A 15,628-nucleotide genomic window follows, 5' to 3' on the forward strand; every position below is an offset into this window, starting at 1 on the left:
GTTTGCAGCAAATCCAGTCTTGGAGGTGATCAATGCCTATTTTTGAGAACGCCTCTCGGTTCGAGTCTTGCGGGGCTTGCTCTGATTTGCAGGCCCGTGAGTACACCGGCCGCTGCGGCGAGCCGAGCTTCCTCAAGAAAGTGGTGTAAGCATGCTCGATACGCATGTTGGGAGCGGCTTGCCGACCGAAGGCTCGCCGGTCTGTGCCGATACCGTGCTCTCCAGCGTCGAGGTGAAACATCTCGAGCACGTCTATGTGCCGGCGAATAAGCGGCCGGTCGTCGCGCTCCAGGACGTGTCTCTCAGCATCAGGGCGGGCGAATTCATATCCCTGCTAGGGCCGTCGGGTTGCGGAAAGTCCACCTTGCTTTACCTGATCGGTGGTTTTCTGCCTGTCGTCAAAGGCAGCATTTCCGTAGATGGCAGCAATATCAGCGGCCCGGGGCCGGACAGAGGTGTTGTCTTCCAGAGCTTTGCACTATTCCCTTGGCGAACGGTATTGCAGAACGTCACCTACGGGCTGCGCAAGCAGGGCATGTCGAGGGGCGACGCCGAAAGCAGAGCTCGAGAATTCATCAGACTGGTTGGTCTTGCCGGCTTCGAGGACAGCTTTCCCTCGCAGCTGTCGGGCGGTATGAAACAACGAGCGGCGATCGCGCGTACGCTGGCGATTGACCCCAAGATCCTTCTGATGGACGAACCGTTCGGGGCCCTCGACGCCCAGACGCGCAGCCTGATGCAAGATGAGTTGCTGGGTATTTGGCGGCGGTCACCTAAGACGGTTATTTTCGTGACCCACGATGTGCAGGAGGCTGCGTATCTCTCGCAGCGCGTGGTGGTCATGTCGGCCCGCCCTGGCCGTATCAAAACCATCGTTCCCTGTGAATTCGACCGGTCCGATCCGGCGTTTGTGCGCAGCGCCGAATTCGTCGCGAAGGTCGACGAGCTCCAGGAACTGGTCAGAGCGGAAGCCAGGCTTGCTCAGGAAGCTGCCGCCCGATGAAACGCACCATCGTCTACTACGCTCCGCTGCTCATAATCGCGTTGATATGGGAGGGAGTCTCGCGAGCGGGCTTTGTCTCGACGTACATTCTGCCGCCCTTGAGCACGGTAATCGTATCGCTGGTCGAGCTGGTCCGCGAGGGCGAGCTGCCGTCCAATGCTCTTGCCTCACTTGAGCGCGCAGGATCCGGCCTTGCGATTGCGATTGCGTTCGGCGGCGGTCTCGGGATCTTGATGGCTTGGTCGCGCGGGCTGAATGCGATCGTCAATCCGCTGGTGCAGATATTTTATCCGGTACCAAAATCGGCCCTTATCCCGGTGACCTCGATCTGGCTCGGATTCGGTGATGCATCAAAAGTGCTCCTCGTCTTTCTCGGATGCATGCTCCCAATCACCATCGGTGCTTACAACGGCGCACGATCGAGCGATGCGGTGCTCATCTGGTCAGCGCGCAGCATGGGATCATCAAGGCTCGGTGTCTTGTTCGACGTGGTCGCTCCAAGCGCGCTGTCCGAGCTTCTCAACGGAGTTCGTACCGCATTGGCACTCTCGTTCGTGCTACTGGTGGCGGGCGAGCTGATCTCAGGCCGCGACGGGCTCGGCTACCTGATCGGTTACTATGGGTCAGCCGGCTCTTACGCTCCGATGTATGCGGTGATCATCACCGTCGCGTTTCTAGGCTTTGGGTTTGATCGTATGTATCAGATGTTCACGCGGAGACTTCTACTATGGCGCGACTAGCGCGCATTCAGGGGGCCTCGTCTCGGCAAGACTCGGTCGGAACTTTGGCCGTGATGGCAAGCGTTGCGAACATTGGACGCAATGCGATCGCGTTGGTGGCGCTCGTGATCTCCTGGGAGCTGTTCGCCAGGAGCGGATTGGTTTCGCCGTTTCAATTGCCGTCGTTCAGCTCGGTGGTCGCAACTATCTACGAAAGCGCGATATCGGGCGAACTCTGGTACAGCTTGTGGCTCACCCTTTACCGTACAATGGTAGGCTTTTCGATCGCCAGTGCTATCGGGATCTTCCTTGGCGTGTTGATTGTTCGCAATCGGACTATTCGGTGGTTTTTTGACCCTATCATCTCGATCGCGTTCCCCATTCCGAAGATCGTCTTTTTGCCGATCATCGTCTTGTGGCTGGGTTTCGGTGATGCGACGAAGCTCTCGATGATCGTCATCGATGCAGTCCTGCCGGTGCTCACGGCGACGATCGCCGCCGCTACAGTAGTTCAGCGGGATCTGATCTGGTCTGCAAGGAGCATGGGCGCAAACGATACCGAACTGGTCTGGGATGTGTTGCTGCCGGCGGCCCTTCCTCAAGTATTAACAGGGCTACAGGTAGCTTTGCCGCTCTCGCTTATCATATGTATCGTCGCTGAGATGCTGACCGGCGGGGCCGGCCTCGGAGCGGACATGATGAATGCGTCCCGCTACTCCAATTCCAAAGGGGTCTTCGCAGGCATCGTTGAGGTTGCCGTGCTCGGCTTTCTTCTGATCAGGATGCTGGGCACGCTGCGTCGGCAGTTGCTTCGTTGGCATCAGGAAGCAGCCGCACCGACGACGGTGTGACCGGATCGGCATCCGGCGTGCAAGGGACAATCGTCGCCTGAAGGCGACAATCAACGGGAGGATAGGACATGATGCTGCTCGCGAGAATCGCAGCCGTGGCAAGCTTGGTACTGTCGATGCATGCAGTCGCGAATGCACAACCCGTGACAATCAAGTTGTCATGGGTTGTCCCGGTGACCAACTGGGGTTCGATCGTACTCGAGAAGAAGGACCTGATGCAAAACAACGGCAAGACCTACAAGCTGGAGGTGACGCATTTCCGCGGAACCTCCGAGGCTCTTCAGGGCCTTGCCTCCGGCGACCTCAATATCGCCGACATCTCGACCACCGGTTTCGCCGTCGCCTACGAAAACGGGGTGAAGGACGTCAGCATTATCGCTGGTGAGCTGCAGGACGGGATACCTGAGTATTATTCGACAGAATTCCTCGTTCGAAATAGCAGCAACATTCGTACCATCCCGGACCTCAAGGGTAAGACCATCGCCGTCAGCGCGCGCGGCAGCGCAAACTACATGCTTCTCATTGCCATGCTGCGCAAGAACAACATCGACGAACGCAAAGACGTGAACATTGTCGAGGCCGCCGCTCCGACGATGGGCGCGATGCTAAAGAGTGGAAAGGTGGACTTGATCGCCGTGACCCGCCCATTTTCGGCGCAGCCAGAGGTTCGGGACGGCACCAGCGTATTGTTCACAGCTGCGGATGCTGTAGGAGAATGTCAGTCCATCGTGTGGGTGGCAAAGAAGACCTTCATAGAGAAGAACCGCGCGGCGCTGATCGATTTTCTCGCCGACATGCGGCGGGTCGCGCATTGGTTTTCGGATCCGGCCAATCACGCTGAAGTCGTCAAGATCGCAGCAAAGTGACGAAAATGCCTGAAACGGCCTGGCAGGAGTGGCTCTTCACCAAGGCAGACTTTTATCGCGACCCCAACATGATGCCGAACGTGGCCGCGATGCAAGCCAACCTGGAGCTGATGAAGAAGCTGGAGATTATCAAGCAGCCTATCAATCTTTCGGACGCCATGGATCTGAGCCTGGTCGAGGCGGCGATGAAGCGGGAGTGAGAGGCGATCTGAAAGGGAACCAGCGAGCTGGAGCACTATCCTTTTTCGGCCTTACTCTTACTCCGGTAGCGCGGGAAGTGGGGACTGGGAAGCAGATGGCCTGGTCGGGCTGGCAAGGACGCAACGGGCAGGTCCCCACAGAAGCGCTGCCGCGTCGACTTCATCCCGTGGGACCCTCACCGAAAGGCTTCGGAACGATAAATAGGGGCGACCTGCGACAGTTTGCGGTTTTCCGGCAATTGGAGGACTTCCCGCAATGCGGCCGGATGAGAGGTTAAAATGCCGAGTGACAATGGCGTAAAGGTGGTTGTTGTGTTCCACTCTAGAAGTGGGAATACCGTGCGCATCGCTGAGGCGCTCGCCGAAGGGGCTAGGCGAGTCCAGGGCGCTTCCGCGAAGGTCTATCGCGTCCCGGAGCTCTCGGATGAAGCGGAATTGCTTGCGCACCGACATACCGGGGCCGCCTTCGCAGAGATTCAACAGTTTCCTGTCGCACAGCCAGACGATCTAAGCGCGTTTGACGTCGTGTTGATGGGAGCGCCCACACGCATTGGCTCAATGTCGGCCGAAATGAAGCGGTTCATCGACCGTCTCGGCGAGAACTGGCAACGAGGAGATCTTCGAAACAAGGTCGGCTCAGCATTTACGTCGGCCTCCACGGTACACGGAGGTCATGAGATGACCCTGATGGGTATTCTGACGAGCATGATGCATCTCGGCATGATTGTAGTGACCCCCGGCTACAGTGATCCCATATTCAATCTCGTTGCCGCACCATATGGTGCGACCGCCACGACGAAGCCCGCCGGCGCTCGGGTGAGGCCCAGCGCGGACGATCTTGAGGGCGCAGCCGTGTTGGGCGAGCGAGCTGCCACTCTTGGCTCATGGCTAGTCCGGGGGCGCACGCTCGGTTAGATGTTGCGTTGATTGTCAGACTTGGGAGGGGGCGAAATGCGCGTCATTGCAATTGAAGAGCACTTTGTTACGCCGATGTTCGTTTCCGGCCTTGGCAAGGCCAGCACAGAACGCATGCGACAAGGCCCGGGCGCAGCAAAACTGTTCGATCGGTTGATGAATATCGGAGACGCGCGGATCGCCGAGATGGATGCTGCCGGCATCGACATGCAGGTCCTCTCTCTTAATTCTCCCGGGGTCGAACAAGCCGATGCTCTGGAAGCAATCGCATGCGCACGGGACTCAAACGACTACCTCGCAGCCGCGATCGCAGCTCATCCGACCCGTCTGGCGGGCTTTGCATCACTGCCGATCCAGTCTCCGGACCAGGCCGCAATCGAGCTCAATCGTTGCGTTCGTGAACTCGGCTTCAAAGGTGCCAATATCAACGGTCATGCTCGCGGCCGCTACCTCGATGATCCCTATTTCAGTCCGGTTCTTTCCTGCGCTGAGAGCCTCAGCGTTCCGATCTACCTCCATCCGACGCCGCCGCCCGAGCCGGTCATCAACGCGCTGTACGGCGGCTTCCCTCCAGCAATCTCGAGCGTGTTCGCAGGGAAGGCCTGGGGGTGGCACATCGAGACCGCCACCCACGTTCTCCGGCTGGTTCTCGGCGGTGTTTTCGACCGTTATCCGGCGCTCCAGGTGGTCATCGGCCATCTCGGGGAGGGAATACCCTTCATGATCGAGCGGCTGAACCGGTCCTTTCCCGAGCAAATGACAAAACTTAGGCGGCCGGTCGCCGACTATCTGCGCCAAAACCTGCATTACACGTTTGGCGGGTTCAACTTCATGCCGACATTTCTCAATGTGTTGCTCGAGGTCGGCGCGCACAGGATCATGTTCTCTACGGATTATCCCTATGGGTCGATGGAGGAGGGGAGATCGTTCCTTAATAACCTTCCTGTTAGCGCGTCGGACAGACAGCGTATTGCCCATGGCAACGCAGAGACACTGCTCAACCTTCCGAGTACCGCGGGCTAATAGCGCTTATGCGAGCCGAAATCGTTTCCACGACGCAGGTTGAAGCTTATTTCGAGCGAAGCACTACATCTGCGTCTGATCGCGCAGGCCGATAGGAATATCGCTTGGCGAGCCGCCGTTATCGAGGTCAATGGCTCGCCTCCAGATCTCAGTTGCTCGAGACCACGGCGTTATCGAAAGCGGGACAGGATCACCTTTCAGAGACAACACGCTCGACTGCCACTGGGAAGCGGTCAGATCTCGCCATTCAACGTCGAGATGCACCGCCGAGTGCTGGAATAGATGGCGCAGCGCATGGGCGGGAAGGGTCGCGCCGAAAGCGACGTCCTCATACTGGTGTTCAGGTTCTGCCAGAACCTCCTTGGCCGTTCCCTTGCGCGCCGCTTCGGCAAGTCGGGCAAGGCTGCGGGCCTGATAGCCGATGTGAGCAACGACATGGCGACGGGTCCAGCACGGAATGAGGGAGGGCGCGTTCAGCGCGTTGTCCGAGAGTTCGTTCAGCTTGCGAGCGAAGTAGGCTGTCCCTTGGCGTGCCCACAAAAGATCTCGCTTGGGTACCTTCGGGAAGTCGTATCGTGACCCTGGGCCCGGCTGTTCACACAATTGCCTCTGAGCTTCCTCTTCCACGCGACTAGTCATTGTCAACATCCGCACCTTTGATAGCCGGGACATTCCTATGCCGGCTTCTCTGCACCTCAGGCACGCCGGGATCAGACCTCAAGCGGGCCTGGCGCTCGGACTAGTCGATTTGAGTCCTGGCGAAGTGCAAACGCTCCATTATGGGCGCATCCGAGAACCGAAACAGATCGAACTGCGTCTCAGCCTCAAGTGTCCAGCCAACCCAGGAGGGTACAACGAAGAGGTCCCCCTTTTCTAGCTTTGTCGTGGTGCCATTGAGCGACACCGTCCCTGAGCCTTCGAAGACCTGGAACACCGACGAACCGACCTCACGTCGTGGTGCCGTAGACGTTCCCGCGCGAATGCGGTGAAACTCGGCGCGGATGGTCGGCATAACATCACCGCCGGTCGTCGGATTGATGTAGCGGATCGCTGCGTGCCCTTGCTCGACCGTTGCCGGCTGTCCCTCGTCCTCGAGAAGCAGTTGCTCAGCCAGTGCGCGGTCGGTGGACTCCCATCGGTACGCGCTGAGAGGCGAACTGACGGTGTCCTTGAGCTGCGAAAGCGGCCGCAGGCCAGGATACGACCAGAGACGCTCTCCGCGCGAAAGGCGTGGCGTCGCGTAGTCAGTCACGCGATCGGACCCAAACTCGAAAAATCCGACGTCGTTCTGGTAGGAGAATGGAATGTCGAGACCGTCGATCCATGCCATCGAAGCGTCTGTGTCGTTGTGGTGGCCGTGAAAATGCCAGCCGGGTGTCAGCAGGAGGTCGCCTCGACTCATCCGCACCGGGTCACCGTTTACGACGGTCCATACGCCTTCACCATCTACAACGAACCGGAAGGCATTTTGAGCATGCCGGTGTTCTGGGGCGGTCTCCCGAGGACCGAGATATTGGATCGCCGCCCAGAGCGTGGGACTGATATAGGCTCTGCCACCGAGGCCTGGATTGGCGAGTCCGATGGCGCGCCGTTCCCCGCCGCGTCCCACTGGAACGAGTTCACCTGAACGTTGCGCCAGCGGCAGGAGCCGTGACCACTTCCATATGTGAGGCACCGCCTTGGGGGCAGGCACGGCCGGCATGAGGTCGTCGATCTGCGTCCATAGCGGTTTGAGATACTCGGCTTCAAAATCCGCATACAGTCGACGTAGCTCCGGAGTGTCTTCCGGCTTCATCATGTTGCTGTGATCTTGATCAGTCATGTTTTCTCGCCTAGTCGTCGCATAGTGATGACCGCGTGAGTTGCTGCGCTCGTTTCGGGGCAGAGAATGAACGGCATGGCCGTGAGTAACTTGCCTCGCATCGAGATTTACGTAGTTACGGAGGACCAGTCAGCTCATCCAATCGGCCCTGCAATCGTGGTGGTGAGCGCGCCCAATCCTTCGATCTCGACGACGCAGACGTCTCCAGGCACCAATGCGCCAACGCCTGCGGGGGTACCCGTATAGACGAGGTCGCCCGGCAATAGGCGTACAGCACGTGAGAGAATCGAGAGGATCTCCGGCACTGACCAGATGAGCTGGGAGAGGTCGGCGCTCTGGCGAACGGTACCGTTGACGGATAGCCGGATCCCACCCGAGGCGAGCCGACCCACGCGTGAAGCCATGTGGATCGGCCCGCATACGGCTGACTTGTCGAAAGCCTTGCCCCAGTCCCAGGGCCGTCCCTTATCACGTGCCTCCAATTGCAAGTCTCGGCGCGTCAGATCATTACCGATCGCATAACCCCAGATTAAGTCCCAAGCACTGTCTTCCTGCACGTTGAACCCAGCCCGTCCGATCGCGACGACAAGCTCGGCCTCATGCTGGAAATCCCTTGTCAACGGCGGGTAGGGCACGATGGCCCCGTCGTCCACCACTGCATCTGCGGGTTTGGTGAAGAAGAACGGTGCTTCGCGAGAAGGGTCCTTGCCCATTTCGCGTGCGTGGGCCTCGTAGTTTCGCCCGACGCAGAAGATACGTCTGACGGGAAAGCGTGTGATTTGGCCATAGACGGCGGCGCTTGGAGTAGGAGTTGGGTCGAACACGAAACTCAATCTGGTGCCCCTCTTCGATGTGCAATTTCAATCGTACCCCGAACCCGAGCGAGAGAGATTGGGTATCGGACTGTCGTCAGACCAGCTTACGGAACTGGCAGTGCCTCAGAACGCTTCATCTGTACCAAGGCAAAGCTGGTCTCAATTGACGCTATGCCTTCAAGGCGCGCCAGCTTCTCCCTCAAGAAGCGCTCGTAGGCCCGCAGATCGCTGGCGGCTATTCGTAGCAAAAAGTCGCGCTGTCCTGTCATCAGGTAACAATCGATAACTTCCGGCCAGTTCATAACGGCTGTTGCAAAGCGCTCGACATGCTCCTCAGTCTGACGTTCGAGTTTGACTGATGCGAAGGCGCTGACCGATAATCCGACCTTCTCCTGATCAATGATGGCCGCGTAGCCTTTGATGATGCCGCTATCCTCAAGCTGCCGCACCCTGCGGGCACACGGAGAGCCGGACAGACCAACCTTTTCGGCGAGGTCTCCAATCGTGATCTTGCCATCGCTTTGAAGAGCTTTGATGATTTTTCTGTCGATCGCATCTAGGTTGGAAACCGACATTCTCAGTCTCACCACCTTATCGTCATTGCAGGTGACCAGGTCGCGGCTCCTGGTTCGAGTGGCCTGAGCGCTTTGTGTGAAGGGCATGTCAAAAACTCAGTTGACGAAACCGCGTCCTTGCTCGCGCAGAACCTATTTTCGAAGATGGCTAAAAGCAGGATCAGATCTGCAGTGCGGTTACGCGGTTTGAGACCGCCGCATTCGCGAAGCGGCATCACATGCCTCATTCGCGAATGCAATGCCGCGGATCGTTTATACCGTCCCGCGGCCCCGTGTTGACCATCCGGATTTGGATCAGCCCCGCGTATGTGGCCAGTTATGATTCAAATCTTTCCATGGAATGAAGCCGACACCGGGCGCTCCCATCATCCGAGCCTTGTCCTCGGGGTATCCCTCCCAAGTGCAGATCTCGAACTTGTGGCCCTCGGGTGATTTGAAATACACGGAAACAATATCGATATCACGGTGGCTCATTGGCCCGAAGAAGGGGATGCCTTCCTTCTTCAAGCGCTCAATGTTCATATCCAGCCCCGCTACCGTGGTCCTGAAGCCCCAGTGCGGGGAAATGTTGTTGTCGTCGGGCTGCGGCGTGGAAGGGCCTGCTTCCTCTGTGCATTGCAAAAGCGAGTGACCGATCCGTAGGAAGAGGTGGGGCTTTCGGCCCATCTTCTTGTCCGTCTCATCAAAGCCCGCGTAATAATAGGGCTCGCCTCCCATGAATTCACGCACGAAACGCTCCATGATCGCTACGTTCTGGGTGGTCAATGCGAAGTGGTCCAATCCCCACAATCCGAAGGCATTGTCGACCTTTTCTTCGCGCCCGCCGACCTTGGGATTAAGGTTGGACAGGTGCGAGGTCGTCTCTTTCGTGGTCATCCGTCAAACTCCTCCTCTTGTTCAGACCATCACACGCGCATTTCGAATGCCGTCCGTAAAGCAGGCTGCGTTCGCTCGACTTTCCCGATCTTCAAGTCGTGTGCTTCGCCTCTCATCCTTGCGGGCCCCAGAAGTTCTCAAGCGCGCCATGGCGACAGAAAATGGTATAAGACCGAAAATGATATTTGTCCAGTAATTGTTCATGCAATGCGCAGGCTGGCTGCCGCTTGGCTTGCCTCCCAGTGAGAGACACGGTTGGCGTCACCCTCAACAGGAAACTGATGCCGCCTGGCCGCCGCTCCATGGGTGTCTTTGAGCGATCCACAAGGTCTGAATCGCGTCCAGTGCTTGACCAAGAAAAATGTACCGTGTACAATTTTTACTTGCAGTCGGTTTGCTGCTGAACAAGCCAAAAGATGGCGTCGGTTTCTGGGGCACTCTATCTGCGAGCAGCATTGTCAATTTCATGAGTCTTTGTACGGTGCAGTCGTAGGCAAATGAGATCCTTGACATGAGCGCTGATTAAGGTTCGGCAGATAACAATCAGCGGATGCGATGAAATCAAAGGCAAAATCGAAGACGCAGCGTTCCAGCAAGCGCGCTATTTCTCGTGAAAAGGAACAGGCTCACGACGTTTATCGCATCCGTGGCGCGCATGCGGATAATGCGGAGACGTTGGGACTTAGGGAACAGAATAAAGTCGACAAGTTTCAGCGAATCTACGCGGCCGCGCGCCGTCAGTTCGCCGAGGTAGGATACGACGGCACAACGCTTCGCGACATCGCCAAGGAGGCGCGTGTCGCTCTTGGGACTCTCGGATTCTACGCAGAGAACAAGCGAGAGCTGGTACTGCTCATCTTCAATGAATTCATGGCTCCTGTGATAGACCGTTGCCGAGAAGCCGGCGTCTATCAGGGATCTCTCGTTGATGCGGTCGTCGCCCATTTTCGGCCGGTATACTCTGCATACGCCGCAGAGCCGGATCTTTTTCGCACCATCTTGCGTGAGAATGTGTTTCACACCACGTCTCCCCATGCCCGCGAGTTCAGTCGTATTCGCCTCGAGACGATCAGTCATCTTCGAGACCTCGTATCCAAGGCGCGCGATGCGGGCGAGATCATGCCGTATATCGACGTCGATCTGGCCGCTCGCACGATCTTCTATCTCATGTTCGCGTCTGTGCGCTGGTGGCTCCACGCTACCGAGAAGCCATCGGTCGAGCCCGGACTTGCGGAACTGAGAACCATGACTGCCTTGCTTCTCGATGGAATGAAGGGCTCCAAAGCCGAGGTCGCTCCGGCCACGCGTCGCGGCCCCGTTCGCAATCGCACATAGTCAGATTGGGCTCCGCGCCCTTGTCGCCTGAACTCGATAGCTTCGGCCGTAACGACAGCGCCGACGTCAAACGTTGACACGTCATAAAATCGGACATATTACAATTTGAGAGAGGCTCGCATCTGTGAGCCTTTCTCGATGACTGAGCGCTCTTGTCGAGCTCTCCATCCGCGCCTGCGTCAGGCCGAGCGCGCGCCATGTCTATTGCAACAAGCCCTGTTTGGAGGTGTGTGCAATGCGTACGTCTGGGAATTCATCCCGGCTCGGGGACAGTACAGTCGAAGATCATCGGATCACCGAGGCGTTTTCGGCAATTCGCGCTCGGGGCGGTGAAATCCTAAATATTCATAGGACATTGTGCCATTCTCCCGCGATGTTGATGGCTCAGGCAACGTATGCGACGGCTCTGCGCGGGCAATCCTCGATCCCCAGGCCGCTACAGCAACTGATGATCCTGCGTATTTGCCAACTGAACGACGGCGCATATGAATGGAGCGTGCACGTCGGAGTGACGACCAAAATCGGTGTGCCCTTTTCAAAAATTGAAGCCCTCAATAGCTGGGTCGAGTCAGATCTGTTCTCTGGCGAGGAGAGGGCGGCGCTTGCATTTGTAGAGCAGGCTGCTGGCGCCGGCGAGGTGGATGATGGGACTTTTCAGGCCGCGCTCGACGCGTTCGGCGCGCAGGGTGTCATAGATTTGTCCGCCCTCGTAGCCTGGTATGTTGGAAATACGCGGTTCACCAAAGCTCTGCGGATCAAGCCTGAACCCACAGCTGTGGAGTTGAAGACCACCGAGAGGCGGCCTTAGCGAGAAGGCGCGCCAGAGATGAGTGGCTCGGTGCAAAGACGAGATCGGCGAGCGGGAGGATTTTATCGGGAGCCCATTCGGCCGAGTGATCTGCGCCGGCGCCTTCGAGATGTTGAGGGCTGATTTCCCCGACGTCGAAGAAGCCGGAGGGTCGGCTGGCGTGATGCGACACGAGATTCAGCTTTGGAGCGCCAACAGCGTTGAGAGCCGAATCCGTCAAGCTTCCTGCTGGGCGCTCGTGGTGAGTTGCGCTAGCAGTCCGGGGTCCGAGTCTAACAGCGCGCACCTTCTTGGCGAATACAAAACAGACATGGCTGAAGTGATTGCTTGGGAGGGCCTTCGATCGTCACGTGCGCTTCACGCCATTAGGTGCTCTGCAATCGTCGTGCAGAAACGTTGGAATATGCCGGTACTTGGCAATACCCACCAACTCTACGCGATCCGATCACCAAATTTGGCAAGAAACACCCTTTTCAATGTGTAACAATGCGGCTTGGGAGAAACGATCCAATGAGCGCGCGGGCGAGTTCGAAAAGAACGCGGCGGCTGCACGAGCCGAGCAACGTCCAGCTCGAGGCTGCCGTGCCAGGCGGCACCGTTCGCGAAGTTACGGTTGGAATGAAGCAACTTTGCTCCGTTCGACGGGCACCGAACTCCATGGACTCGTCGCTGATGCAATGGTCCGCACAAGCAAAATCATCACGCCGGCCAGTTTGCTCCGCGACCGATCGTGGGCAGTCCTACCCAATGATGGCGATAGCTGGGGTCAGTGATCAAAAAAGGTCCTTTCGCCGCTCATCGCTGAGCGGTCGATCCGCCATGAACCCGTCCGTTTTTGTTGACCGATTCGGTGACCTGCATGCGCGGCGCTTACCGACGAGAACGATGCGGAAGTTCTAATAGTTCATGCGCGCAGGAGCTCTGTTGCGCTACTTGGAGGAAGACATGGCAACTAGTTTTACGATCAATGGCAAACCGGTGTCTGTCGATGCGCCGAGTGATACTCCACTCCTTTGGGTGATCCGCGAAAGTCTCAAGCTGACCGGCACAAAATTTGGCTGTGGGGCGGGACTTTGCGGCGCCTGCATGGTCCATATTGATGGAAAGCGAGCGTATTCGTGTCAGACGCAGCTTTCCGAGTTGTCTGGTAGGTCGGTCACTACGATTGAGGGCCTCTCAGCCGACTCCAGCCATCCGGTTCAGAAGGCTTGGCTCGCTGAGAGCGTACCGCAGTGCGGCTACTGTCAGTCCGGACAGATTATGAGTGCTGCTGATTTGCTGAACCAAAAGCCTAAGCCTACGCGTTCCGAGATCGTCGAACACATGAGCAGCAATCTGTGCCGTTGCGGCACTTATCAGCGCATCATTCGGGCGGTTGAGCGCGCGTCGCGGGAGGCATGACATGAGCAAGCGCATCGAGAAATCTGAAGCGCTTCTATCACGTCGTCAGGTCATGATCGGCGCGGCCGGATTGTCGTTCGCGATCGCGCTCCCAGAGAACGCCAACGCGATAACTAATGCTACTGATCCTGGCGGAAAGACGATGAGCCCGTGGATCAGCATTGCAGGGGACGGTACAATCCAAATCATGTCGCCCGCCGCTGAGATGGGGCAGGGGTCAATGACGGCGCTGCCCTTGATCGTTGCGGAGGAGCTCGATGCTGATTGGTCCCGCGTCAACGTCGTACCGGCCCCGATAGTTGATGAGATCTATGGCAGTCCAGTATATCGGATGCTGTATACCGCGGGATCATACACCCTCGAGGGTTATTACACGCCGCTGCGGGTCGCCGGCGCGCAGGTGCGACGGGTGCTGCTGGAAAATGCTGCACGTAAATGGGGCGTTCCTCTCGAAGAGCTTGCCACCGAGCCGAGCGTGGTCGTTCATAGGAAATCGGGGCGGAGGTTGACCTATGGTGATATCGCCAAGTTCGCAGATGTGCCCGCAACGGCTCCTGAGATCACGGTGGATCAGCTCAAGAAACCCGCCGACTTTCGCCTGATTGGCAAGGATCGCATGCGGATCGAACTGCCTCTGAAAGTGAACGGCAGTGCGGCCTACTCGATCGATGTCCAAGTCCCGAACATGCTCTACGGTGTGGTATTGCGCGCGCCGATCGAGGGGGCGATTCCCGACAAGATAAATGAGGCGACGGTCAAGGCGGTTCCAGGGGTCGTTTCTGTGGTTCGGCTGCCGCACGGAGTGGGTGCCGTTGCCGATACCGTCTGGGCTGCCCTAAAGGCACGCGAAGCGCTCAATGGTGCAGTCACGTGGACACGGACCGGCTTAGCTTGGGGATTCGACAGCGACAAGGGGCTCGACGCTTTTGGGGCAAGGGCCAAGAATATGAAGGGGCCCGCACTGAACTGGAATGCGCGGGGGCAGGCGCGTGCCGAACTTGAGAAGGCGGCCAGCGTCGTTGAAGGCGAATACCGATGCGACTATGCCTATCACGCGCAAATGGAGCCGCTAAATGCGGTCGCCTCCGTGGCCCCGGATGGCAGCTCTGTCGAGATTTGGGCGGGCACCCAGGGGCAGTCTATCGCGCAGTCAACACCGGCCAAGTTTCTCGGTATCCCCCGAGACAAGGTGAAGCTTAACAACTTCTTGCTGGGAGGCGGCTTCGGTCGGCGAGGCAGCCGCGACGCTGATTTCATCATGGATGCGGTCATGCTGTCCAAAGAAGTCGGGCGCCCAATAAAGACGATATGGACGCGAGAGGATGACGTTCGCAACGGCCGCTTTCGATCTCTCTCCGCTAATTTCTTGCGCGCTGGCTTCGACGGAGCGGGCAAGCTGATCGCTTGGCACCATCGCGTTGCGGCAGATCGACTAACGCAATATCTCGATCCCGTGCGCTTCGTTGAACGCGGCGGTAGGGACGGCATGCTGATGAGCGGCACCGACGTAGACGGTTACGACGTACCGAATTTTCTCGTCGAGCAGATCTATCAAGAGACTGGTATTCGCACCAGTCCGCTTCGCGCCATTGGAGCGAACGCCAACAAGTTCGCCACCGAGGCGTTCATGGACGATGTGGCGCGGAGTCGTCGCGTGGATCCCCTCGAATTTAGGCTGGAGCTGCTCAAGGGCAGCCCGCGTGCACGCAAGGTGGTAGAGCGGGTGTGCCAAATGGCGGAATGGGGCAAGAAGCGCTCCGGCCGTGCTTTAGGATTGGCCTATATGGACTTTCAGCACACTCACGTTGCGGGCGTGGCAGAAGTGTCGCTCGACCAAGCCAGTGGCAAGGTAACGGTGCATAATTTCTGGAGCACCGTTGATTGCGGGCTCGCAGTCCAGCCCGACAATGTCGTCGCTCAGATGGAGGGAAGCATCGTTTTCGGCGTCGGCTTGACCTTAAGCGAACGCATTTCGATCAAGGATGGCGCAGTCGAACAGTCTAACTTCTATGACTATGCAATCCCGCGAATGAACGACATTCCGGAAATTCACGTCGAGGTGATCAAGACCGACAATCCTCCGACCGGGGTTAGTGAAGCGGGAACGCCCCTGGTTGCGCCGTGCATATCTAACGCAATTATGGCGTTGAGCGGGGTGCGTTTGCGACACACGCCGTTCCTGCCCGAGCGGGTGAAAAAAGCAATTGCTTGATACGGGTAACCTCCCAGACTCCAGCCGGAGCGCTCCTGCGTTTCGGCTGGCTTTCTGGTTTCTTCCGGCATTGTCACGGGTGCTCTCTCGAGAGGCCGTCTCGTAGCGATTGCAAGGCTGGTCACGAACGCTTGACGGGCGCACCAGAGGCACACAGGGCTGTCGAGTTCGCAGATCGACGACTTATCGGATTTGGGATGCCTGACA

General features: G+C 57.9%; 16 protein-coding genes. 11 read left to right on the forward strand and 5 right to left on the reverse strand.

From position 1 onward, the window contains the following. Positions 1-151: 151 nt before the first annotated feature. The 7 genes from ACNJX8_RS18190 (at position 152) to ACNJX8_RS18220 (ending at position 5,577) form a co-directional block, all read left to right on the forward strand. Positions 152-1,003, forward strand: a complete 852-nt coding sequence (locus tag ACNJX8_RS18190) for an ABC transporter ATP-binding protein (RefSeq protein ID WP_439361566.1) — start codon at positions 152-154, stop codon at positions 1,001-1,003. Beyond that, positions 1,000-1,743, forward strand: coding sequence for an ABC transporter permease (locus ACNJX8_RS18195; RefSeq protein WP_439361567.1), 744 nt, complete (start codon positions 1,000-1,002; stop codon positions 1,741-1,743). Before ACNJX8_RS18190 ends, ACNJX8_RS18195 begins: the two co-directional genes overlap by 4 nt. A 53-nt stretch (positions 1,744-1,796) precedes the next feature. Then, a complete protein-coding gene (locus ACNJX8_RS18200; protein WP_439361933.1) occupies positions 1,797-2,573 on the forward strand; it encodes an ABC transporter permease in 777 nt (258 codons plus the stop codon). Positions 2,574-2,641: 68 nt separating this feature from the next. Next, on the forward strand, positions 2,642-3,439 hold the full coding sequence (locus tag ACNJX8_RS18205; RefSeq protein WP_439410342.1) for an ABC transporter substrate-binding protein: 798 nt from the start codon (positions 2,642-2,644) through the stop codon (positions 3,437-3,439). Between the two features lie 5 nt (positions 3,440-3,444). Beyond that, on the forward strand, positions 3,445-3,639 hold the full coding sequence (locus tag ACNJX8_RS18210) for a hypothetical protein (RefSeq protein WP_439410343.1): 195 nt from the start codon (positions 3,445-3,447) through the stop codon (positions 3,637-3,639). Positions 3,640-3,918: 279 nt separating this feature from the next. Continuing rightward, positions 3,919-4,554 (forward strand): NAD(P)H:quinone oxidoreductase, encoded by a 636-nt coding sequence (gene wrbA / locus ACNJX8_RS18215; protein WP_439361569.1) that lies wholly within the window; start codon positions 3,919-3,921, stop codon positions 4,552-4,554. Between the two features lie 36 nt (positions 4,555-4,590). Continuing rightward, complete coding sequence (locus ACNJX8_RS18220; protein WP_439361570.1) at positions 4,591-5,577, forward strand: amidohydrolase family protein; 987 nt, start codon at positions 4,591-4,593, stop codon at positions 5,575-5,577. A 63-nt stretch (positions 5,578-5,640) separates the two neighbouring features. Here ACNJX8_RS18220 and ACNJX8_RS18225 read toward each other — a convergent pair whose 3' ends face one another. From ACNJX8_RS18225 to ACNJX8_RS18245, 5 genes are all read right to left on the reverse strand, one after another. Then, the gene (locus ACNJX8_RS18225; protein ID WP_439361571.1) at positions 5,641-6,216 is read right to left on the reverse strand and encodes a maleylpyruvate isomerase N-terminal domain-containing protein; all 576 of its coding nucleotides are present in this window, start codon (positions 6,214-6,216) and stop codon (positions 5,641-5,643) included. A 100-nt stretch (positions 6,217-6,316) separates the two neighbouring features. Then, positions 6,317-7,399, reverse strand: coding sequence for a cupin domain-containing protein (locus ACNJX8_RS18230; protein ID WP_439361572.1), 1,083 nt, complete (start codon positions 7,397-7,399; stop codon positions 6,317-6,319). Positions 7,400-7,533: 134 nt separating this feature from the next. Next, positions 7,534-8,232 (reverse strand): fumarylacetoacetate hydrolase family protein, encoded by a 699-nt coding sequence (locus ACNJX8_RS18235; protein WP_439361573.1) that lies wholly within the window; start codon positions 8,230-8,232, stop codon positions 7,534-7,536. 86 nt (positions 8,233-8,318) lie between these two features. Further along, positions 8,319-8,789, reverse strand: coding sequence for an Lrp/AsnC family transcriptional regulator (locus ACNJX8_RS18240; RefSeq protein ID WP_439361574.1), 471 nt, complete (start codon positions 8,787-8,789; stop codon positions 8,319-8,321). A 294-nt stretch (positions 8,790-9,083) separates the two neighbouring features. Continuing rightward, entirely contained in the window at positions 9,084-9,665 is a 582-nt protein-coding gene (locus ACNJX8_RS18245; RefSeq protein ID WP_439361575.1) for a VOC family protein, read from the reverse strand. 555 nt (positions 9,666-10,220) lie between these two features. On the opposite strand from ACNJX8_RS18245, the gene ACNJX8_RS18250 reads away from it, so the two are divergent. The 4 genes from ACNJX8_RS18250 (at position 10,221) to ACNJX8_RS18265 (ending at position 15,421) form a co-directional block, all read left to right on the forward strand. Further along, positions 10,221-11,000, forward strand: coding sequence for a TetR/AcrR family transcriptional regulator (locus ACNJX8_RS18250; protein WP_439361576.1), 780 nt, complete (start codon positions 10,221-10,223; stop codon positions 10,998-11,000). 379 nt (positions 11,001-11,379) lie between these two features. After that, the gene (locus tag ACNJX8_RS18255; protein WP_439361577.1) at positions 11,380-11,808 is read left to right on the forward strand and encodes a carboxymuconolactone decarboxylase family protein; all 429 of its coding nucleotides are present in this window, start codon (positions 11,380-11,382) and stop codon (positions 11,806-11,808) included. Between the two features lie 945 nt (positions 11,809-12,753). Beyond that, entirely contained in the window at positions 12,754-13,209 is a 456-nt protein-coding gene (locus ACNJX8_RS18260; RefSeq protein WP_439361578.1) for a (2Fe-2S)-binding protein, read from the forward strand. Position 13,210: 1 nt separating this feature from the next. Then, positions 13,211-15,421, forward strand: a complete 2,211-nt coding sequence (locus tag ACNJX8_RS18265) for a molybdopterin cofactor-binding domain-containing protein (RefSeq protein ID WP_439361579.1) — start codon at positions 13,211-13,213, stop codon at positions 15,419-15,421. Positions 15,422-15,628 lie beyond the last annotated feature (207 nt).

The organism is Bradyrhizobium sp. SPXBL-04 (assembly GCF_051853035.1).
In the GTDB taxonomy this organism is placed as follows: domain Bacteria; phylum Pseudomonadota; class Alphaproteobacteria; order Rhizobiales; family Xanthobacteraceae; genus Bradyrhizobium; species Bradyrhizobium zhanjiangense.